The organism is Streptomyces albospinus (genome assembly GCF_014648695.1).
GTDB classification, from domain to species: Bacteria; Actinomycetota; Actinomycetes; order Streptomycetales; family Streptomycetaceae; genus Streptomyces; species Streptomyces albospinus.
This window is the reverse complement of record NZ_BMRP01000038.1, coordinates 43211-62528: the sequence shown is the minus strand read 5'-3', so window position 1 is coordinate 62528 and position 19318 is coordinate 43211. Positions and strand designations below refer to the sequence as shown.

The 19318-nt window shown below is 72.0% G+C and carries 22 protein-coding genes and 1 pseudogene; 9 read left to right on the top strand and 14 right to left on the bottom strand.

The genetic code is table 11. The features are described from left to right. Window positions 1–140: 140 nt before the first annotated feature. Window positions 141–632: a GNAT family N-acetyltransferase gene (locus IEZ17_RS32945; RefSeq protein ID WP_189306626.1), complete on the bottom strand. Its 492-nt coding sequence runs from the start codon at window positions 630–632 to the stop codon at window positions 141–143. A 25-nt stretch (window positions 633–657) separates the two neighbouring features. Continuing rightward, a complete protein-coding gene (locus IEZ17_RS32940; protein ID WP_189306624.1) occupies window positions 658–1065 on the bottom strand; it encodes a CoA-binding protein in 408 nt (135 codons plus the stop codon). A 706-nt stretch (window positions 1066–1771) separates the two neighbouring features. Here IEZ17_RS32940 and IEZ17_RS32935 point away from each other — a divergent pair. The 3 genes from IEZ17_RS32935 (at window position 1772) to IEZ17_RS32925 (ending at window position 4443) form a co-directional block, all read left to right on the top strand. Continuing rightward, window positions 1772–2440: a CBS domain-containing protein gene (locus IEZ17_RS32935; RefSeq protein WP_189306623.1), complete on the top strand. Its 669-nt coding sequence runs from the start codon at window positions 1772–1774 to the stop codon at window positions 2438–2440. A gap of 268 nt (window positions 2441–2708) precedes the next feature. Then, window positions 2709–3377 (top strand): CBS domain-containing protein, encoded by a 669-nt coding sequence (locus tag IEZ17_RS32930; RefSeq protein WP_189306621.1) that lies wholly within the window; start codon window positions 2709–2711, stop codon window positions 3375–3377. A 418-nt stretch (window positions 3378–3795) separates the two neighbouring features. After that, window positions 3796–4443, top strand: coding sequence for a CBS domain-containing protein (locus IEZ17_RS32925; protein WP_189306619.1), 648 nt, complete (start codon window positions 3796–3798; stop codon window positions 4441–4443). A gap of 18 nt (window positions 4444–4461) precedes the next feature. Here the strand turns inward: IEZ17_RS32925 and IEZ17_RS32920 are convergent, their stop codons facing one another. Continuing rightward, window positions 4462–5037: an Rv1733c family protein gene (locus IEZ17_RS32920; protein ID WP_229852866.1), complete on the bottom strand. Its 576-nt coding sequence runs from the start codon at window positions 5035–5037 to the stop codon at window positions 4462–4464. A 494-nt stretch (window positions 5038–5531) separates the two neighbouring features. On the opposite strand from IEZ17_RS32920, the gene IEZ17_RS32915 reads away from it, so the two are divergent. Next, window positions 5532–5969 (top strand): Hsp20/alpha crystallin family protein, encoded by a 438-nt coding sequence (locus tag IEZ17_RS32915; protein WP_189306617.1) that lies wholly within the window; start codon window positions 5532–5534, stop codon window positions 5967–5969. A gap of 173 nt (window positions 5970–6142) precedes the next feature. On the opposite strand, the gene IEZ17_RS32910 is transcribed toward IEZ17_RS32915, so the two are convergent. The 3 genes from IEZ17_RS32910 to IEZ17_RS32900 all read right to left on the bottom strand — a co-directional run bounded on the left by IEZ17_RS32910 (window position 6143) and on the right by IEZ17_RS32900 (window position 7899). After that, complete coding sequence (locus IEZ17_RS32910; RefSeq protein WP_189306615.1) at window positions 6143–6427, bottom strand: DUF1876 domain-containing protein; 285 nt, start codon at window positions 6425–6427, stop codon at window positions 6143–6145. A gap of 334 nt (window positions 6428–6761) precedes the next feature. After that, entirely contained in the window at window positions 6762–7613 is an 852-nt protein-coding gene (locus tag IEZ17_RS32905) for a universal stress protein (RefSeq protein WP_189306613.1), read from the bottom strand. A 37-nt stretch (window positions 7614–7650) separates the two neighbouring features. Next, a complete protein-coding gene (locus IEZ17_RS32900) occupies window positions 7651–7899 on the bottom strand; it encodes a DUF1918 domain-containing protein (protein ID WP_189306611.1) in 249 nt (82 codons plus the stop codon). Window positions 7900–8282: 383 nt separating this feature from the next. Between IEZ17_RS32900 and IEZ17_RS32895 the strand changes: the two genes are divergently transcribed. After that, on the top strand, window positions 8283–8744 hold the full coding sequence (locus tag IEZ17_RS32895) for a cyclic nucleotide-binding domain-containing protein (protein WP_189306609.1): 462 nt from the start codon (window positions 8283–8285) through the stop codon (window positions 8742–8744). A gap of 160 nt (window positions 8745–8904) precedes the next feature. Here IEZ17_RS32895 and IEZ17_RS32890 read toward each other — a convergent pair whose 3' ends face one another. From IEZ17_RS32890 to IEZ17_RS32880, 3 genes are read right to left on the bottom strand one after another with little or no spacing between them, the layout of a single operon-like run. Then, window positions 8905–9627 (bottom strand): helix-turn-helix domain-containing protein, encoded by a 723-nt coding sequence (locus tag IEZ17_RS32890; RefSeq protein ID WP_189306607.1) that lies wholly within the window; start codon window positions 9625–9627, stop codon window positions 8905–8907. A gap of 52 nt (window positions 9628–9679) precedes the next feature. After that, the gene (locus IEZ17_RS32885) at window positions 9680–10543 is read right to left on the bottom strand and encodes a universal stress protein (protein ID WP_189306605.1); all 864 of its coding nucleotides are present in this window, start codon (window positions 10541–10543) and stop codon (window positions 9680–9682) included. Between the two features lie 18 nt (window positions 10544–10561). Beyond that, complete coding sequence (locus IEZ17_RS32880) at window positions 10562–11257, bottom strand: CBS domain-containing protein (RefSeq protein ID WP_189306604.1); 696 nt, start codon at window positions 11255–11257, stop codon at window positions 10562–10564. A gap of 251 nt (window positions 11258–11508) precedes the next feature. On the opposite strand from IEZ17_RS32880, the gene IEZ17_RS32875 reads away from it, so the two are divergent. Beyond that, window positions 11509–12501, top strand: coding sequence for an Acg family FMN-binding oxidoreductase (locus IEZ17_RS32875; RefSeq protein ID WP_189306603.1), 993 nt, complete (start codon window positions 11509–11511; stop codon window positions 12499–12501). Window positions 12502–12996: 495 nt separating this feature from the next. On the opposite strand, the gene IEZ17_RS32870 is transcribed toward IEZ17_RS32875, so the two are convergent. The 3 genes from IEZ17_RS32870 to IEZ17_RS32860 form a co-directional block, all read right to left on the bottom strand. After that, window positions 12997–13242, bottom strand: a complete 246-nt coding sequence (locus IEZ17_RS32870) for an acyl carrier protein (protein ID WP_189306602.1) — start codon at window positions 13240–13242, stop codon at window positions 12997–12999. A 219-nt stretch (window positions 13243–13461) separates the two neighbouring features. Next, window positions 13462–13827, bottom strand: coding sequence for a transketolase C-terminal domain-containing protein (locus IEZ17_RS32865; protein ID WP_189306601.1), 366 nt, complete (start codon window positions 13825–13827; stop codon window positions 13462–13464). 149 nt (window positions 13828–13976) lie between these two features. After that, window positions 13977–14435, bottom strand: coding sequence for a pyridoxamine 5'-phosphate oxidase family protein (locus IEZ17_RS32860; protein WP_189306600.1), 459 nt, complete (start codon window positions 14433–14435; stop codon window positions 13977–13979). 246 nt (window positions 14436–14681) lie between these two features. On the opposite strand from IEZ17_RS32860, the gene IEZ17_RS32855 reads away from it, so the two are divergent. From IEZ17_RS32855 to IEZ17_RS32845, 3 genes and pseudogenes are all read left to right on the top strand, one after another. Then, window positions 14682–15554, top strand: a complete 873-nt coding sequence (locus IEZ17_RS32855) for a universal stress protein (protein ID WP_189306599.1) — start codon at window positions 14682–14684, stop codon at window positions 15552–15554. 297 nt (window positions 15555–15851) lie between these two features. Next, window positions 15852–16214: pseudogene (locus IEZ17_RS32850) on the top strand (amino acid permease); the annotation flags it as partial. Window positions 16215–16329: 115 nt separating this feature from the next. Continuing rightward, entirely contained in the window at window positions 16330–16827 is a 498-nt protein-coding gene (locus tag IEZ17_RS32845) for a DoxX family protein (RefSeq protein ID WP_189306598.1), read from the top strand. A gap of 449 nt (window positions 16828–17276) precedes the next feature. Here IEZ17_RS32845 and IEZ17_RS32840 read toward each other — a convergent pair whose 3' ends face one another. Continuing rightward, complete coding sequence (locus IEZ17_RS32840; RefSeq protein WP_189306597.1) at window positions 17277–18767, bottom strand: AAA family ATPase; 1491 nt, start codon at window positions 18765–18767, stop codon at window positions 17277–17279. Continuing rightward, window positions 18734–19174: a hypothetical protein gene (locus tag IEZ17_RS32835; RefSeq protein WP_189306596.1), complete on the bottom strand. Its 441-nt coding sequence runs from the start codon at window positions 19172–19174 to the stop codon at window positions 18734–18736. Before IEZ17_RS32835 ends, IEZ17_RS32840 begins: the two co-directional genes overlap by 34 nt. Window positions 19175–19318 lie beyond the last annotated feature (144 nt).

The window sequence follows — 19318 nt, the reverse complement described above, 5'->3', positions numbered from 1 at the left end:
GAATCGGCGGCCACACCCCAGCCAGCCGCGTCACCAACCTGTCCGAACAACACACCTAGCGCGCCGCGCCGCGCCGCGCCGACCGCCCGGTCCGGCCGCTTACGGCCGGGCTGCTCGTCCGGTGGACGGGCGGGGACCGCTCAGCCGACGCGCGGGCGGGAGCGCAGGTCCAGGGAGAGCGCCGTGGAGTGCTCGGTGAAACCCAGGCTGCGGTAGAGCGGTTCGGCGTCGTCGGTGGCATGGAGGTCGACGCGGCTGACGCCCCGGTCCGCGAACCAGGCCAGCAGTGCCTCGGTCGTGGTGCGGGCATGGCCGCGGCCCCGATAGCGGGGATCCGTACAGACGTTGAAGACGAAGCCGAACCGGCCGGAGGGGTGGCCCGGCGCCGGCAGCCGCTCCTCGATGCGGCCGACCGCGCAGGCCGCCAGATGCGGTGCACCGGCCCCGTCCCCGTCCACCACGAACGCCCCCAGCGGAGCGTGGGGACCGGCCAGCTGCCGGCGCGCTATCGCCTCCGCATCGGCCTCCCAACTCCCGGTTTCGTCATGGCCGTTCATGGCGAGGAACATCAGGCGGCGCAGCCGGACGAGTTCGGCGGCGTCCTCGGGGCGGGCGGCACGTGGCGTGATCATGTACGGACGCTAGCGCAGCCGGCACTCAGCCCAAACGGGGTATCTCAATTGCCGGACAGCGGTCCATCACCATGTCGAGGTCGGCAGCGCGGGTGCGGTGGTAGGCGTCCTCGTCGACGACACCGAGCTGGAACCACACGGCCTTTGCGCCGATGGCGACGGCTTCGTCGGCGACGGATCCGGCGAGTTCGCTGCGCACGAAGGTGTCGACGACGTCGATCCCGAAGGGGATGGCTTCGAGGGACGGATATCCCACTTCCCCGTGCACGGTCTCGGCGTTCGGATGTACGGGGACGATTCGCTTGCCGTGGCGCTGGAGCACCTCTGCAACGCCGTAGGCGGCGCGCTGCTGGTTGGAGGACAGGCCGACGATTGCCCAGGTGTCTCCGAGCTCGGTGAGGATTCTGCGGATGGTCGCCCGGTCGCCGTACATGTGTGCCTCCTGTGGTCCTGGTCCTCCTGCGGCATAACGGGTGGTCGGCGTTGTTGATTCCCGTCCCGACGCCGCGGTGGGGGAGCCGGTGGGGGAGAGTCCGACTCCGTGGGACGCAGGGGCGGGTGGGACCGGTACCCCACGGATCACGCCGCCGACAGCCGAATGGAAGTCGGCCCGGGAGCAGGCGCAGACCGGAACCCCGCGCAGGAACTACGCACCATGGCTCGTCGTGCCCGACTGGGGCGACGTGCGGATCGTGACCTCGGCTCATGCCGCTCGCCCCGGGACACGTCGGCAGGCGGCAGTAACCAGGAGACGGCCGACTCCGTCTGCCTGACTTTCGGAGCGGCAGCCCGCTCTCGTCCCCTCGGGTGGACGGGGTGTCCGTAATGGCCGACGGTCAGCAGGTCGCCCCAGGTCCGGCAGACGTTGGGGAAGCCGAGGGCATCCAGAGTGAGGCGGGCGGTCTCCACGTCAGAGGGTTTGGCGCCGCCGGCCTCGGCTGCGGGGGGAGAGAGTCCGGAGGGAAGGACGCTGCGACGTGCGCTGCCGCAGCGTTGGTGCCCTACGGCGCGGCGGAAGGGCCGGACGGCCCTGTCCCGTCGGCTCGACAGATTTCAGGCTGGTGGTGAAGCCGGGCCGGCCGCTCACGGCGGTCACACGACGGCTGAGCCGCGTCTGCGGCTCCCGAGGAGGCGCCATCATGCCGCACACTCCGCACACCGTCAGCGATGTCATGACCCAGCCCGTGGCAGCCGTCGACCACGAGGCCCGATTCAAGAAGATCGTCGAGACCCTGGAGCAGTGGAAGGTCAGTGCCCTGCCGGTGCTCTCGGGCGAGCGGCGGGTGATCGGCGTGGTGTCCGAGGCCGATCTGCTGCCCAAGGAGGGGTTCCGGGAGGCGGACCCCGACCGGCTGGAACGACTGCGGCGATCCGACGACGTTCGGCGAGCGGAGGCGGTGACGGCGGGGGAACTCATGACCAGTCCCGCCGTGACCGTGCGCGCCGATGCCACGCTGGCCCAGGCGGCGCGGACGATGGCGCGGGCATCGGTGAAACGGCTGCCGGTCGTGGACGGGAACGGGCTTCTTCTGGGCATCGTCAGCCGTGCGGACCTGCTGAAGGTGTTCCTGCGATCCGACGACGACCTTGCGCAGGAGGTTCGTGAGGTGATCGGGAAGCTGTTCACGGCGCCCGCGAAGGACCTGGATGTCGCGGTGACCGACGGGGTGGTCACGCTGCGCGGGCGGCTCCACGACCGGTCGCTGATACCGGTGGTGGCGCGTCTGGTGCGCGGCATCGAGGGAGTGGTGGACGTGGACTTCGACGTGAACGGTGCGGTACCCCTCCAGGCGGGCACGTCCTTGTGACCGGGCCGGCCGGGCCTGTTCCGTGACGTCCACGGCCGGATGCAACGCACGCCACGGCTGCAACGCCTGGCGCACGGATTCCCGCTCGGACGAGGGGCCGCTGGACCCCTTGCCGGTCCGAACGGCCCTACGGAGCCGAGCCGCGGCGGGGGCACGGCCGGTCGGCCGGAGGAAGGGCCGGACGGCCCCTGCCGGGTGCTTGGCGGGCGACAGCACGCTGGAGAAGTCGCAGCGCCAGGGCGACAGTGGCCCGTAGGGAGGCGACGTCATGGCGCACACCCCGCACACCGTCAGTGATGTGATGACCCAGACGGTGGTCGCCGTCGGACAGGAGGCCCGCTTCAAGGAGATCGTCGAGACCATGGAGCAGTGGAAGGTCAGTGCCCTGCCGGTGCTCGCGGGGGAGGGGCGGGTGATCGGCGTGGTGTCCGAAGCCGACCTGCTGCCCAAGGAGGAGTTCCGGGACGAGGACCCCGACAGGCTGGAGCAGTGGCGGCGGCTGGGCGATCTGCGCAAGGCCGGCGGTCTGACGGCCGGTGAGCTGATGAGTGCCCCGGCGCTGACGGTGCGCGCCGGTGACACCATCGCCCAGGCGGCGCGGACGATGGCGCGTAAGTCCGTCAAGCGGCTGCCGGTGGTCGACAGCCACGGGATGCTGGAGGGCATCGTCAGCCGCTCCGACCTGTTGAAGGTCTTTCTGCGCTCCGACGAGGAATTGGCGGCGGAAGTGCGGACGGAGGTCGTCGACCGGCTGTTTCCCGGTGCACCGACGGGAGTTGGCGTCAGTGTGAAGGACGGGGTGGTCGCGCTGCGCGGCCGGATCCACGACAGGGCGCTGGTGCCCGTCGCGGCCCGACTGGTGCGGGCGGTCGAAGGCGTGGTGGACGTGACGTGCGACGTGCAGGCCGCAGAGGAGCCCGGTGCGGACGACGGGTAGTCGGCTCACGGTGAGAACGCCGGGCAGAACTGACGATGCCGGACTGCGGGAGACCGGCCGGGGCGGGAGGCAGGGCGATGGCTGACACAGGACACGGCGCGACGACGCAGGCGGCTTCCGCCGTCGTACGCCGCGTACCGGACGAGAACCACCTCGCTGCCGTGGACCTCCCGGGGCGCACCGCCGGTACCGCGAGTCCGGGCCCGCTGCTGCGGCCGTTTACGGGGGTTCCGGTTCCGCAGCGCGGTCGATCCGCATGCGCACGCCGTCCCGCACGTCCCCGCGTTCGCGTCCGTCGGCACCCTGACCGCTCCTGCGGACCTCGTCGTCATCGCCGTACCGGCAGCGGACGTTGCCGGGGTCGCGGCACGGTGCGGCCGGGCGGCGGAGGGCAGCACGCGGCGAGAGGGGGTCCGGGATGAAGCGCCGCCGCGTCGGGGCCGTCATGACCGGGGACGTCGTTCGCGCGAGCAGCGGGACGTCGACCGGTGAACTGGCGCGGTGGATGGCGGAGTTCGGCTTCAACGGCGTGCCGGTGGTGGACGCCGACGACAAAGTGATCGGGGTGGTCTCGGCGACGGATCTGGAGCGCGCGCGGCGGACGGACGACAGCTGTCAGGACCGTTGTGCGGAGGCCGTGATGTCCGCCCCGGCCCATACCGTCCGCGCCGACGACTCGGTTGTCCGGGCGGCCCGCATGATGTCGGCATACGGCGTCGAGCGGCTCCCCGTGGTGGACGAGGAGGCCCGCCTCGTCGGCATGCTCACCCGGCGCGACGTGCTCAGGTTCTTCGCCCGCTCCGACGAGGAGATCCGGGACGAGGTGGTCGACGAGATCGTGGTGCGGACGATGTGGCTGGACCCGGGGAGCATCGACGTCGCCGTCCGCGACGGAACGGTGACGCTCGGCGGATGTCTGGACAGCAGCGGACAGGCCGCCGTCCTGATACGGATGGTGCGGCAGGTCGACGGCGTCGTCGCGGTGATCGGCCGGCTCACCCATCGGCGGGAGAAGGCATATCCGGGGCCGGAACCGGCCAAGGACCAGGGCGGACTCCGACCGTGACGCCGGGCCCGGGGACGGTCACGGACGGGGGTGCCGCCCTGGCGTGTCCAGCTCCGCCCACTCCTTCTCCCACTGGGCCTGGCGCCGGTGGTCCAGCAGACGGACGCCGGCCCGGTCCACGGCGAAGAGCAGCAGACCGGTGGTGGATGCCGCCACGGTGCCGGCCGCGATGCTCATGGCCACGGTGTTCACCGGGTCGCCGGGGTCCCGCACCAGCGCGCCGCGCCGGTCCAGCCACACCGTTGCCCGGTCCCCGGCGCGCACACCGGGTGACACGAGCGTCTCACCTTTCCGCACCGTGCGATCCGGGGCCGTCCACCGCACCGTCGCAAAGACCCGGGCACCCGCCCCGTCCCCCCTGTCGCCCCCGACCTGGGTAGGGGGCTCCTCGGTCACCACGGCGGTGACACGGTGCCACTCGGCGCGCTGCTGCTGGGACGCCGAGTCCACCGCCTGGCCGGCCACCACCCCCGCGGCCGGCGCTGCCACGGCGATGAGGAGCCCGGTGACCAGGGCCATCCAGGACTGCGCCACGTCCGTGCCCCGCCGGAGCGGATCGTGCCGCCACGGCGGGCGGAACTTCACCAGAGGCATCCGGCACCACCTTCACCTGCTGTTCCGAGCGTGCCACCCCGGCATCGGGCGGGGAGAGGGCCGAACGGTCCTGCACGGGGCCCGGTGTGCGCTCGGCGTGGCTGGGCGGGGACCGTTCGGCCCTGGTACACCACGCCTGCCACCACGACGGGTCGGTGGAACGGGGCTCGTCTTCCGACTCGGAGTGCCGCCGTCCGGCCGCGCCTCCAGGGACATCCCTCCGTTGCGGTCGGAATCCATGGTCCGGTCCCACCCTCCACGGTAGTGCGAGGAGCCGGCAGGCACCTTTGAGAGGCGACGGCCTTGCGGGTCGACCGGGTCGACCGGGTCGACCGGGCCGTACGAGGCGGCATCGGCGACCTCGCCGCCGCTCATGGGCCGATCGGCCCCGGCGCAGAGCCCATCGACTCATTGGCCATCGGCCGGGTGCTGAGCAGGCTCGACAACGAGGAGCGTTGGCTCCGCCCACTGGACACGTCGACTGAGGAGCAACGATGGGCAACGTACTGCAACACCACCCGGCACGGACCCTCTCGGTGCAGGACGTGTTCGACCGGCTCGAAAGCGGAATCCTCGGGGGGCCGTGGCATTTCGGCACGCACGAGATCCGCATCGAGGAGCGGCTGGGCGATGATGCCTACCAGGTCAGTGCAGAGCTGCCGGGAATCGACCCGGAGAAGAACCTCACGATCGATGTGACCGGTGATGTCCTGACCATCCGCGCCGAGCGCGAGGAACGCAAGGAGACCAAGGAGAACTCCGAATTCCATTACGGTTCCTTCGCACGCGCCGTCCGGCTGCCCGCAGGAGCTCGCGGTGACCGGGCGACCGCGGAGTACACCGACGGCATCCTCACGGTCCGGATACCGCTGGAAGGACGGAAGGACGAGACCACCAAGATCGCCGTCACGCGGGGTACTCGGACAGGCTGAAGCCTCGAACGGCAGGGTTTGGGCCCCGGATCCCCCCATCCGGGGCTCGACGGCTGCCTTTCGGTCGGCCGACGCCGGAGCGCGCCGGCCGCACCGACGAGAGAAGCCGGCGGGAGGACCTGGCGGTCAGAAGCCCGCGGCACCTGGCCGTCTCTCCTGAAGCTGCGGTTCCACTAGGCAGGTTGTCCAGCCGTCTTCGCTGCGGCACGCAGCGTCTTCCATACGCCTTCCAGGTCGTCGTATGCGGTCAGCGCAAGTTGCGCGGCGAGATCGTTCATCGCGCGGCTCACCGCCAGTTCATCGCCGATCTCCGGGACGTTCGGGTCCTGCGGATTGCACCGGGCCGTGCCGTGTCCGGTGAGTTTCGTGGTGCCGGTGTCGAGCACCACGTGCGCTTTTGTCGTGCTGCCCTCCTCGAAGAGGTGCAGGCGCACCGGCCACTCAAGTGTCCGGGCCATGGCGTACCTCCTGCGGCGGTGTAGGGGACGCCCGTCGGCCGGTGCCCGCCGCATCGCGGACCGGACGGCCCCCGACGTCAGCGTGTACCCGCGCCACCGCATCCCGACAGGGCTGAACCGCCTCGCGCCGTGGGCCGATCGGTCTCTTCGGGGACTCGTCCCGCGGAGACGGTTCGCGCCGGCTGTCAGACTCGGTGAGCCGCGTCGCTGTGGCGCCGGAGGTCCGCCGAACCCCTGCTCTCCGTAAGGGAGTTGTGAGAGGACGGCAACCCCCGGCGCGGCCGTGCCCGGTCGGCGGCCGGTCCGGGGGCGCTGGACGTCCGGCCGGCCGAGGTCACCACCGCGGAACGACCGCCACCGGGCAGCGGGAATGGTGCAGCACGGCGAGTACGGCCGGGCCGAGGGGCATCGGAGCGCGTTGCGGCCGGCGTCCGATGACCAGGAGGCCGGCCCGTGAACAGGCCCCCAGCAGAACGGGCACGGCCCTGCCGCCGGTCACCTCCTCGATCACCGGCACATCAGGGAACTTCTCCCGCCAAAGTGCCAGGCCCAGGGAGGGCGACTCCCGCTCGCCGCCCGCGGTGCGCCCCGCTTCGTCCAGCGGGGCGGTGAGGGTACCGGCGGCCGTGTCGGGCGGGTGGGCCCGTACGGCGCGCAGGGCCGCGTGATGGGCCGCGGCCGTGGTGAACGCGTAGTCGAGCACGGCGTCGCCTTCGGTGCCCACGTCCTGTACGCCGACGACGACTTCGGGCCCGGGGCCGACGGACGACTCCTCCTCGCGGACCGTGACCACCGGGCACTGCGCGCGCCCCAGGACGCGCAGGCTCACCGAGCCCAGCAGGAATCCCGAGATCGTGTCGTGTCCGCGCGATCCGAGCACCAGGAGTGTCGCCGCCTTGCTGCGTTCGGCCAAGGCGTCCGCCGCCTCCTCCGCGACCTGCTCGGCCGTCACCGCGATACCCGGATGCACCTCCCGGACCAGGGCTTCGGCCCGGCTGAGCACCATGGCTCCGTACCGGTGCTTCTCGGCTTCGCCCCAGGTGGGGGAGGCCGGCCAGGGTTGGGAGACCCAGGAATGCAGGAGCTGAAGGGTGAGGCCCCGGACGCTCGCCTCCTCGGCGCCCCAGCGCACCGCGGGCACACTGTTCCCGGTTCCGTCCAGTCCTACGAGGACCGAGCCGCCCATGTCACACCTCCGCGGAGTCGCTGCGGGAGGACCGGCATCAGATGCCACCGCCCGTTTGCCGCTCGGTGAAGCCGTGCTCCGAGGCGGCTCCCGAAGGGCCTTCGAGGTGCCGGACGTGGGTGTCGGGACCGGGGAAGAAGATCGTGATCTGGTCGCTGTCCGACCAGCGGACGTCATAGGGCGGGGTGCCGTCCTCGTGGTGCAGTCCGACGATTTCCCCGTCCCGGCGGGTGGCGCCCGTGGTCGGGCTCTCGACCACGAGCAGATCGCCGACATGTGCCTTCACTGCCGTCACCGCCTCTGCACGCACCAATGCCTTGTGCCGAACGTGCCACAGGGACCGCCGTGTGCGTTATGGGGCGAGCTGCCCGGAGAAAAGGCCGTCCGGCCCATGGGGTGGGACCGAACGGAACTCGTGCGCGGCAGCTCCGCGCGCTTCACTGAAAGTGACGAGGAGGACGGCAGACGCGGAGGAGCGGAGCGAGTGAGACCGCGCACCGCGCAATCAGGGCCCGCGAGAAGTGGGTGGTCCTCCTTGCCGTCGGTTGCCGGCTCGCCCGTGCGGGCCGGCCCGTTCGTTGCCTGCGGACAGGCGAACGGGCGCCGTATCCGGATGACTTGGGCCGTGGCGGTCCCGTCGCGGCGCGGCCGGTATCGAGGAGAGCCGCCATGACCACCACCCCGTTGCTGCAACAGCTCCCGACCAATGGAAGGGAACGGCTGCTGGCCTTCGCCCACGAGGTGTCCTTTCCGGAAGGCACCCGCATCTTCGAGGAGGGCGGGGCCGCCGACCGGTTCTGGATCATCCGCACCGGCTCGGTCAATCTCGACATCCGGATGCCGACCCGACGGCCGGCGGTCGTCGACGTCCTCGGCCCGGGCGACCTGCTGGGCTGGTCGTGGCTGGTACCGCCGTACCGCTGGCGGATGGGCGCGGAGGCATTCACCCTCGTGCGGGCCCACGAGTTCGACGCGACCGGGATCCGCGCGTTGTGCGAGGCGGACCCGGTCCTGGGGCTGGTGGTGACCCGCCGCGTCCTCGACGTGGTCGCCCGCCGGCTCCTGGCCACCCGGCGCCGGGTGGTCGATCTCAGCAGAGTGGGCGCGAGCACCCCGCCCGCACCGCCGTGAACGATTCCCCCGGCGACCGCGTGCGGCCTCCACCGCATACGCGGTCCGTACGTCCGAGGGGAGCCGTGCCGACCACCTCACGTTCGACCCGCCGCCGCCCGCGCCGGGTCAGCGCGGCGAGCGGCTGCGAGACGGCCTCCCCACGGCGTGCCCGGCCGGTTCACGCGTCCGCGTCGGTGCTCCCGGTCGGGGCTGCCGGCGCCCCGGGGACGCGGATGCGCCGCCCGCTGAGGCGGGTCGGCCGGAGGGCGATCCACTGATACCGGCCACCGCCCACCCAGGGGGCGGTGTACGCCTGCTCTTCGAACTTGCGGGACGCGTAGAAGCCGGTGACGACCTCGGCAGGCCCGACGGCCAGTACGCTCCACCCCTGGCTGAACGCGTCGTCGATGTGGTCCACCTCCAGTGCGGCCTCGTGGCCGGCCGCCGCGGCCGGGCCGGAGTCCGCGTGGGTGCGGTACGCGATCACGTCGTCGACGACGGTGTAGTTGACGGGGAAGACGGCGGGGGCGTCGTTGATGGTGACGGCCACTCTGCCGATGCCGTGCGTGGAGAGCAGCTCCCGGCATTCGGCGGGGCCGAGCGCCAGTACCTCGGGGTGGGCCGCGGCCTTGCCGAAGCCTTCCGGGAGGTCGGCGGTTCCGCCTGTGAGGTCGGCGACCGTGGTGTCGAGGGCATGCGCGAGCCGCAGCAGGAACCCGATGTCCGGTTCGGCCGGGTGCTCCTCGACGTACTGCACATACCCGGGCGAGGCGGCGGCCCGGGCCGCTACCTCCTCGCGGGTCAGCCCCAGTTGCTGTCGGCGCAGCGCGGCGCGCCGGCCCAGATCGCTGCCGGGCCGGCCCGGCGCGGCGCCGGATCCCGGTGCCTGTTCGGTCGTCATCGCGCATGCATCCTTTCTTTCAGCGGGTGCGGCCTCGTCTGTGCGGACGGGGTTACTCGTGCGGCACGATCGCCACGGGGCAGGGGGCGTGGTGGACGGCCGCATGGACGACGTGGCCGATGCGGGGGACCCCGTGGCCGATGTGCCGGCGGCCGACGATCAGCAGCTGTGCCTCCGCTGCGCCGTGCAGGAGGGCCGGCGCCGGACTCTCCATCACCACCTGCTCCTCGACCCGCACGTCCCGGAACTTCTCCTGCCACGGGCGCAGCGCCTCGGACAGCTCCTCGCGCGCGATCCGGGCCGCTTCTTCCGCAGCGGCCCGTTCCACGGCACCGCCCTGGTCGTAGGCGAACGGCGGCAGGTTCCTGCCGTGCACGGCGCAGAGCGGGACGGCTCGTCGGGCCGCGGTCTCGAAGGCGAAGGCCAGCAGCCCTTCGCTGGGGGCGTGCAGGCTGACGCCGACCGCGACGCTGTTGCCGCCCTCGGTCGCCGGGCCGTCCTCTCGGGCCCGCACCAGGACGACGGGAACCGCGACCCGTGGCACCAGGTCGAGTCCGGTTCCCCCCAGAGCGAAGCGCGCCGCCGGTCCCAGCCCCCGCGACCCCAGGACCAGCAGATCCGCTTGCCCGGCGGCTTCGACCAGGGCTTCCAGCGGCTGTTCGCGCACCAGCATCACGTCAACGGGCAGCCCGGGCTGTGCCGACTCGACCGCGGCCCTGGCCTCCTCGATGATCGGGTCCGGCCAATGCGGCACTTCCGGCGCCCGGGGTGCGCCCCGCGGCTTCGCCGTGAGGGGTTGCCACGCGGTCAGGAGCCGCAGGCGGGACTGCCGCAACTGCGCCTCGTGCGCCGCCCATTGAGCTGCCGCCAGGGCCTGGGGAGTACCGTCCACACCGACGGTGATGACGTTCTTCATGAGGGCGACCGGCTTTCCTCAGCTTTCCTCTGCTCGTCCTTCGGCGGTCCCGTCCGACGGGCCGCCGTTGGCCGGCTCCGGCTTCAGGTCCTCGGACACCGACACCACGCCGTCGAGGCTCGCGCACATCCGCACCAGCACGGGAACGAACAACAGGTCGGTCACCGTGCCGTGCAGGGTCACCTGACCCCGATGGACGTCGGCGGTCACGCCCGACGCACCGAGCCGTGCCGTGCGCCCGATGACTTCGCGCGTGATCTCCTCCCGGATCGCCCTGTCCTTGCGCAGGAAGACACGCAGCAGATCGCTGCGGCTGACGATGCCCAGCAGGACGTCCGCCTCGTCGACCACGGGCAGCCGCTTGACCTGCTGCACCTCCATCAGTCGCGCCGCCTCCACCACCGTCCAGTCCGGATGGGCGCACACCGCCGGTGCCGACATCAGCTCACCGGCGGTGCGCCCCTCCGCCCGCGCCCGCTCCCATGCCTCCAGATGCGGCAGCGGGGTCCTGCCGGACAGATCGGACCGGTCGGCTGCCTTCCGCAGCAGATCGGCCTCCGAGACGATGCCGGCCGGTCTGCCGAGGCCGTCGAGCACCGGTACGGCGCTCACCGCGTTGTCGGCGAGCGTCTGCGCGATCTCCTTGAACGGAGTGTCGAGCCGCACGCTCACGACCTTCCGGGTCATCAGCTCACCTATCGTGCGGTGCTCCATCTCCAGCTCCTTCCACCGCGGCGGCCGGCGGTACGGCCACACCCCAAGCGTGGCCGGGACGGCGATCGAACCGATATGAGCCACTTGGCCCCCTCGTGTGGCCGGCCGTCCCCCGGCAGGCCGACCGGTCCCCAGCCCGGGCCCTATGGCCCCTGATGCCGCCGACGGAGCCCCGCAACGCTGGAGGCACCTGCTGATTCCACCGACCGCGTCCGGCTCGGGCGTGGTCCGATCCGCGCGGGAGGCCCCCGGTGCTCACCCACCCCACCCTCGACGACACGGCCGTCACGTCGCTGGTGGCCGATGCCACCGCCGCGCCCTCGATGCACAACGCCCAGCCGTGGCACTTCGCCTACTCCCGGGCGTCGCGCACCATGCTTCTCTCCGCCGACCTGGATCGCGCGATGCCGCTGGCCGACCCCACCACCCGGGGGCTGCACCTCGGCTGCGGCGCGGCCCTGCTGAACCTGCGCGCCGCCGCCGCGCACGCCGGCCACCGCACGGCGACCACTTTGCTGCCGGCTCCCCACACCCCTACGCTTCTGGCCTCCGTGCGCCTCGACGTGCCGCACGAGCCGTTGGACGTCGCCCTCTCCGGCCTCCACCCCGCCATCGCCGACCGGCACACCAGCCGCCACCCCTTCACCGAGCGGCGCATCCCGGACAGCCTCCGCGCCGCCCTCGTCGAGGCCGCGGCCCGGGAGGGGGCGAGGCTGGCGTTCCTGACCACCCCGCACCGCGAGGCGGTACTGGACCTCATCCTGCACGCGGAGGGCTACGACCGCATGGACGACGGCCGGGACGCCGAGCAGCGCAGATGGACCCGCGACGCCTCTGCCGAAGCCCCCGGAGACGGCATCCCGGAGTATGCCTTCGGCCCGGCGAAGTGCGGCGGTGCGGCCCCCGTACGGGACTTCGCCGGCCGGCGTACGGTCCCCGGCCGTGCCTACGCGGACTTCGAGAAACGGCCGCAACTGGCCTCCCTCAGCACCACCCGCGACGGCCCCGCCGACTGGCTCCGCGCCGGCCAGGCACTCCAACGCGTGCTGCTCCTCGCCACCCGCCAGGGACTCGCCAGCTCCTTCGCGACCCAGCCCCTGGAATGGCCCGACCTGCGCTGGCTGCTGCGCGACCCGCTCTCCGGCACCGGCTACGTCCAGATGATCCTCCGCCTCGGCTACGGCCCCCAGGGCCCGCGCACCCCGCGCCGACCGGTGGACGAGGTCCTGACGATCACGGCGTGAGCGCCTGGAACCGGGCAGGCCGGGTGCGGCGACCACATCACGCGGTGCCCGGCTGCACAGCAGCGCAGGATGGTTCCGCACCGATACCGCCGGGCAACCGGATCTGCTGACGAGCGGGACAGGACATAGCCGGTGCTGGAGAGCGGGCCGCGTCGGTCGGCCCGTCGAGCTGGGACGGCCGTCCAGGAGACGTCCGCCCCAGCAGCGGAGGACCAGTCCGCGTACATGCCATTGTCGGCGCCGTGGACCATCGCGCCAAGGTCCCGAAGGGGGCGCGAGGGGAGGGCCGTTCGGTCCCTCCCGGCAGCCGGCGCGCCGGGCGGCAGCCGACGCACGGCGGTGGTGCAGTGCCTGGGCCATCCCCTGGTGTGCCGGCGCACCACACCGCGATTCCGGGTAGCTCTGCCGGCATGGTCAGCGAGCGGACCTCGCCCGTCACCTGCCGGAAGAGCAGGTCGGCCGCGTACCCGAACCGGCCTTGCCGGTCGTGCCGCGTTACATCGCGCGGGCCGCGAGGAACCTGGTGCTGTCGGCCAGAGTGGTGAGGTGCGGAGTGTCCTCGTCGCCGATCCGGATGCCGGTGCGTTCTGAGAGGAGCTCGATGAGGCGCAGGAAGTCGAGTGAGTCGATTCCCAGCGCGTCCCGAAAGGTGTCGTTGGGGCCCAGAGCGCCGAGGTCGGCATCCGGGACGACTTCGGCCAGCGACTCCTTCACGATGTCGAGTGCTTCGTCGTGTTTCATAGCTCCTCCGGGCTCTGCAAAAGGCGGTCGCCAGCGGTGGGACAGCGCGCCCCGACGGCCCCGTCGGTCGCCCGGTGGTCCGCGATCGTGGACTTCGCGGTCTCGACCACCGCGACCGGATCCCCTTTGCGGACGGGCGCACCGGCGTGCGCCACCACTCCCGCAACGTCCCCTCGTCCATGTCGGCGCCCGGCGACGGCAACGTGAACCCGGCCATCGTCAGCCACCCGCCCGGTGTACGGCCGCGACGCTGTCCTCAGTCCGCGGGAGAGCAGCCTGTTCGCGCAGGCGCGTGCACGGGATGGGAACTTCCGCACGGCACCCCCGTTCGACCGGCGCGTCCCGGTCGTGGTGGGAGCCCTCGGCGCTCCGCGCCGAAACCTCCGCGGCCAGACTGCCGGTGCGCCATGCCTCGTCGATGACCACTGCGCGGTACAGGTGCGCTACGGAGGCGGCGATGGCCTCGTCGCCGAGGGGGCGCAGCGTGCGCAGGTGGACCACTTCGGCGCTGATGCCGCCGGCCGCGAACTCGTCCGCCGCCGCGAGGGCCTGGGGACGAGAACCTCCATAGGTCTTCCACGCCATCGCGGTTCCCTCCGGCTTCTCGCGCCCTCTCCAGGATCACGGAATCCGCCCTCCGCGCGCAGGGGGCGTGGGACACGGGCCGGCCAGACCGCCGGCGGGATGAGCCGCCGTGTTGTCGCGCCCACCGGCACCGACGGACGTCACACCCGTCACGGGACGTCGGCCAACGACGCCCTGCCCCGCTCGTCGCCGCCGTGCGGGTGCCCTTTCAAGAGCCGACCGGCCACCAGCTCGGGGGCAATCCGGATGAAGGCGTCCTCGGCCACGTCCACCCACGAGCGGAGCCCGACCGCACGCAGCCGTTCCTGCTCTCCCCGGTCGGTGACCAGTGTGGCTCGCCCGATCACGATGACGCTCCAGCCCGACTGCGCAGCCTCGTCGAACGAGTCCGCTTCGAAAGCCACGACGGCACCGTCGACGGCGTGTGCCATACGTGACAGAGCCGACGTCCGCAGGACCACCGCGTGGTCTTGGTCCAGAGAGAAGTTGACCGGCAGGACGGCGGGCAGCGCCTCGTGCGTGTACACGATGCGCCCGATGGGCACCAGCGTCAGGAAGCGAAGGCACTCCTGCCGGTCCAGCTGCCGAAGGCCGTTCTCCCACTGCATGCCCTCATCGTGTGCGCACTGCGCCGGCGCGGCGTAGGGCCGGTGGGCCTTCGCCGTAGGGCGGTTCGGGCCTTCCCGGCGGGGCCGTACGCCACCCGCCCGGCGTTGTCCACGGCCCGGTGGCCGCCGTTCCTCGCTTCTTTGGGCCGAGGGGCCCTGTCGCCGACCGCATGGCGACAGCACGCTGGAAGGGAGGAGACGTGCTCGTTTCCCGCTCCGACTCGCGGCACGATGGAGGCAACCGCTATGGACCGCGTCGTCACTGTGGGCCTCGACGGTTCGGTCGAGAGCCTGGCGGCAGCCCGCTGGGCCGCCGAGGAAGCCGCCCGTCGCCGGCTCACACTGCGCCTGCTGCACGCCTGGCCCATGCTCGCGCCGGAGCCCGTGGAGATGCCTCCCGAAGCGGACCAGAACTACTGGGCGAAGCTGATCGTGCGCGACGCGCATGCGGAAATCCGCGAGCAGCACCCGGATCTCCCCATCGTCGACGATCTCGTCGCATCGGACGCCGAGACCGCCCTGCTCAGCGCGTCGGCGCAGTCCCAGCTGCTGGTGCTGGGATCACGCGGACTTTCCCCCGCCGCAAGCTTCTTCCTGGGGGACACCAGCATGGAGATCGTGGCCCGAGCGGAACGGCCGGTGGCCCTGGTGCGCGCCGGCGGGCGTCCATTCCCGGGTTCGGCCCGTCGTGCCGGGGGAGTGGTGGTGGTTGGGGTCGGCCTGCACGGGGGGTGCGAGGGCTTGTTGGAGTTCGCCTTCGAGTCCGCTGCCGTGCGCGAGGTGCCCCTGCACGCCGTCCACGGAAGAAGCCTGCCGGTGGAGGCGTATGCGCCGTGGGACATGAATCCCGACGTCATCGAAGAGATCACGGAGCAAGCCCGGCAACGCCTCGACGCGGCACTCCGCCCGTGGTGCGAAAAGTTCCCCGGTGTGCGGGTGGTCGGCAGCGTACTGCTGGAGAGCCCCGCCCGGGCCGTCGCACAAGCGGCGTCGGCCGCCGATCTGCTGGTGCTCGGACGACGCGGGCAACGGCCCACCCTGGCACCGCGGCTGGGCAATGTCGCGCATGCCGCGGCACACCATGTGTCGTGCCCCGTCGTCATCGTTCCCCACGACTGAAGAACCCGGGACCGGTCCACCCGCGACGGCCTGTGGTCGTCCCGCACCGCGTGCTCCGACAGGTGACACAGGACCGCGTCCGATGCTCCGCCGCCCTCCGTCGCCGCCATCGTGGGCAGGGAGCCGGGCAAGTCCGCCCGCATGCGCCGCCGTTGCCGGCACCTCGCCGGGCGGTCCTCCAGGACACCCCACCCAAGGTGGGCGGCCTGCTGTGGGGCACGCCGGGTGAGGACCGCGACGTGTGCGGCCGTCTTGCCCAGACATGCTGAGGCTGCCTTCGGTGACGGCTCGGGGAGGGCTCGTGACCGGCACCTGCCGCACGCCCTGTCCGGGGTGCACCCCGGGTTCGCGGTGCCGCACCGGGCCGAGCTCGCCGTCGGTCTGGTAGCGGCGGTGCCGACGGCTGCCATGGACGTGCGCGGGGCGATCGGCTTCTCCTGCTTCGCGGTACTGGCCTACCACGCCATCACCAACGCCCCTGCCCGGACGCTGACTTCGGATCAGGGGCGCCCGCCGTGCAGTGTGCCTGTCGTCGGCCTGGCCGGCTGTCTGGTGCTCGCCTTCGCCCTGCCGGTTGCCGCGGTGGTCTGGGGCGCGGCGGTGCCGGCGGTCGGCACCGCCGCCTACGGGATCAGGCGGGCTCTCGCCGCGCGGCGGTAGCCGCAGGTCGGTGCGGCAGGGTACGCCGAACGGGCCTACCAGCCGCCCGGGCGCGCCCCGACTGCGGGATGATTTCGGGAGCCGATACGTCGTCGACGGTGAAGGGGCCAAGGGCATGGCACAGCTCAGCGTGTGGGCAGCAAAGCTGGTCGGCACCACCGCGCCGCGCTCGGTGGTACTCATCCGCCTGTACGTGGGGGCGGTCTTCCTCGTCGAGGGCATCTTGAAGTTCCTCCGCGAGCAGACGCTGGGAACCGGACGCTTCGGCAAGGCCGGCATCCCCGCCCCGGACTTCTTCGCTGCGCTGGACGGGGTCTTCGAGATCCTCTGCGGAGTGCTGATCCTCGCCGGGTTGCTCACCAGGCTTGCGGCGGTGCCGATGGTGGTGGACATGCTCGGTGCGCTGCTGATCACCAAACTGGCGATCCTGTGGGGTGGCTCGGGGGTCTACCACGGCGAGTCCGGCTGGTGGGACTTCGCCCACGAGGCCCGCCTGGACTTCGCCCAGCTGTGCGGCAGTCTCTTCCTGCTCATCGTCGGCGCGGGCGCCTGGTCCGTGGACGCACGCCTGAGTTCCGGTGGTGGCCGTCCTGCCGGTCCTGCGCGCGAGTGAAGCGCCATCGCCCTGCCGGACACGCATCCGAGAGGCGAGGGGCCCGGTGTGAGACCCGCAGCCAGGGGGCTGCGGCTGCTCGGCCCGGCTCCCGGTCTGTCGTCCTCGGGACAGTCGACCTGACGCCTGACGCCTGACGCCTGACGCTGCAACGTTGAGCGGCAACACTCGGCCGGCACTGGTGCTCCCGCCGGCCTGGCTGGGTCCGACGACGCCAGGAACGCAGCCGAAGCAGGGTGTCGGCGCGCATACGTCCGGGCGGCCACCCTGGGAAGGGACAGCCGGCAGCCGACCGGCTCCGAGGCGGGGAGCGCCGGTGCGCCGCCGGACCACTGGGTGATCACGTCCAGGTGGTGCGGTGGACCCGCGATGACGTGGTCACCGTCCACGGACTCGTCTCGGCCGGCGGCCATCGGCGACCCAATACCGCTTGACCGCGTCACGACCGGTCACCCGCCGTGGTAGAGCCTGTCGAGGTCGACCAGGAGGACCTCTCCCCTGGCTTCCGCGGCCCGCAGCTCCGGGCCGAACCCGATCCCGCTGTAACACGCCGGCGCGGCCCCGTTGACGTCCTCGCCGGAAGCTCCGAGGACGGATAGCGCGCGGCGCAGCTGTTCCAGGTGGTGGATGTCCATGGTCTCGTTCCAGCGGGCGAGTCCGACCGAGAGCAGGACACCGGGCCGGCCCTCGACGGTCCCTCGTACCGCCACGTCGACATCGAGACGGGCGTGCCCCGCAGGGCCGGAAACGGTGCCGCGCACGGCTGTTGTGGGTTCCCCTCTGAAGGTGTCGGGGGCGGCGAATTCGGTGGTCCAGCCCCGGCACAGCTGGGCGAAGTGCGGCGCGGCAACCGCGGCGTCGAACGTGGGGCGGACGCGTTGCCACACACCGGCGGCGTCCTCCTGCTCGATCAAGGCGCGATGGGGCCATGCGACGGCGTGCTCGAAGGCCAGTAGCGGCTCGGCAATGCGGTAGCGCGTCAGCGCGGGCCGGAACGCGTCGGGCTCTGCGTGCAGCAGACCACGGTTCCGCAGTACGGCCAGGACGTGGGACACGTCGGTCAGCGAGGCTCCGATGCGTTCGGCGATCCCGCCGGGTGTGGAGCAGCCGGCGGCGATCGCGACCAGCGTGGAGTGGGACAGCGCCCGGTCCGCGTGATTCGCCTCCTCCTCCAGCAGATTGCGCGCCTCCCAGTACAGGGGGACGCGTGGGCTGAGGACGGTTCGGCACACCCATGCGTCGAAGTCATGCGGGCCCGTGGGGGCATCGTCACACACCAGGTCACTTCGATAGGCGGGAGTACCGCCCACGACGGCATGCACCTGCACGGCGAGCCGTGGGGATCGGATGCCCCAGAATCGCGCCGCCTCGCGGAAGTCGAAGGGCTGCACCAGGAGTTCCAGCGAGGCGAGCCGGTGCAGGGAGGACGGGCCGGAGAAGAGCCTCCGCATGAGGGAGGGGGTCCCTCCGCTGAGGATGAGACGGGCCCGGTTGTGCCGACGCACCTGGTGCAGACGGCGGTAGGCACCGTGAATGACGGACGGCAGCGCTGGGCTCGGGCCGACAAGGTCGGGGAAGTTGTCGATGATCACGGGGACCGGGCGCTGGTCACCGAGCGCCAGCAGCGCGTCCACGGCGTCCTCCCAGCGCTGCCAGTGCGGTGGATGCGTGGCCCGGGTGTGCTCCCCGAAATGCTCTGCCAGGCGGTGCAGTGTCTCGGCCTCCGCCGCAGCCTGCCCGTCGAAATAGAAGCCTTCGGTGGCCTTGGCGACGGCTTGGAGCAGGAAGGTCTTGCCCTGCCGGCGCTGTCCTGAGACCAGACCGAGCGTGGCCCCGGGACGCGGATCACTCACGAAGCCGGTCAGCTCGGCCCACTCGACCTCTCGATCGAATACGTGATCGGGCTTCACCGGGTGGGCGGCAGCATCCGATGGCGACACGGACCGCTCCCCTCGTTCGGTGACCGACGACGTCGTGGTACGTCCAGTACAGCTCCGGAGCCCGGGCCGCGCCCTGCCGGCTGGCCCGTCCGGGGTACCCGAGAGGTGGACGGTACGGTCACCAGGGCGCTGCGGTGACGGTGGTCGGGCGCCCGGTCGGCCACCGGCCCGGCGTTGACCAACTCCAGCCCCTCAGCAGCACATTGCTCGACCGGCAGCTCGTCCGGGATGACGAACTCGTCGTAAGAGTGGGCAGCCGCCACCGGCGCACCGCCGGCCCCGTCGGAGATCTCCCGGGTGACATGCGGCATGCCCGTGCCGGGAAGGCTCCGGACGGTGTGGGATCGGCGGTCGATCGCCCCGATGTCGCCGGTCCCGGCGTGGTGGACCTGGGGCCGTTCGGACACCACCGTGCCCCCCATGAGCACGGAAGTCCGGAGCACCGGCGGAGCGCCGGTGCTCCGGTGGAATCGAGCGTGCCGTGGTGCGAGGGTCGGAGATGTCGTCGGCTGCGACATCCACTTCCGGGCGCTTTCGGCCGCAGCCCGGCG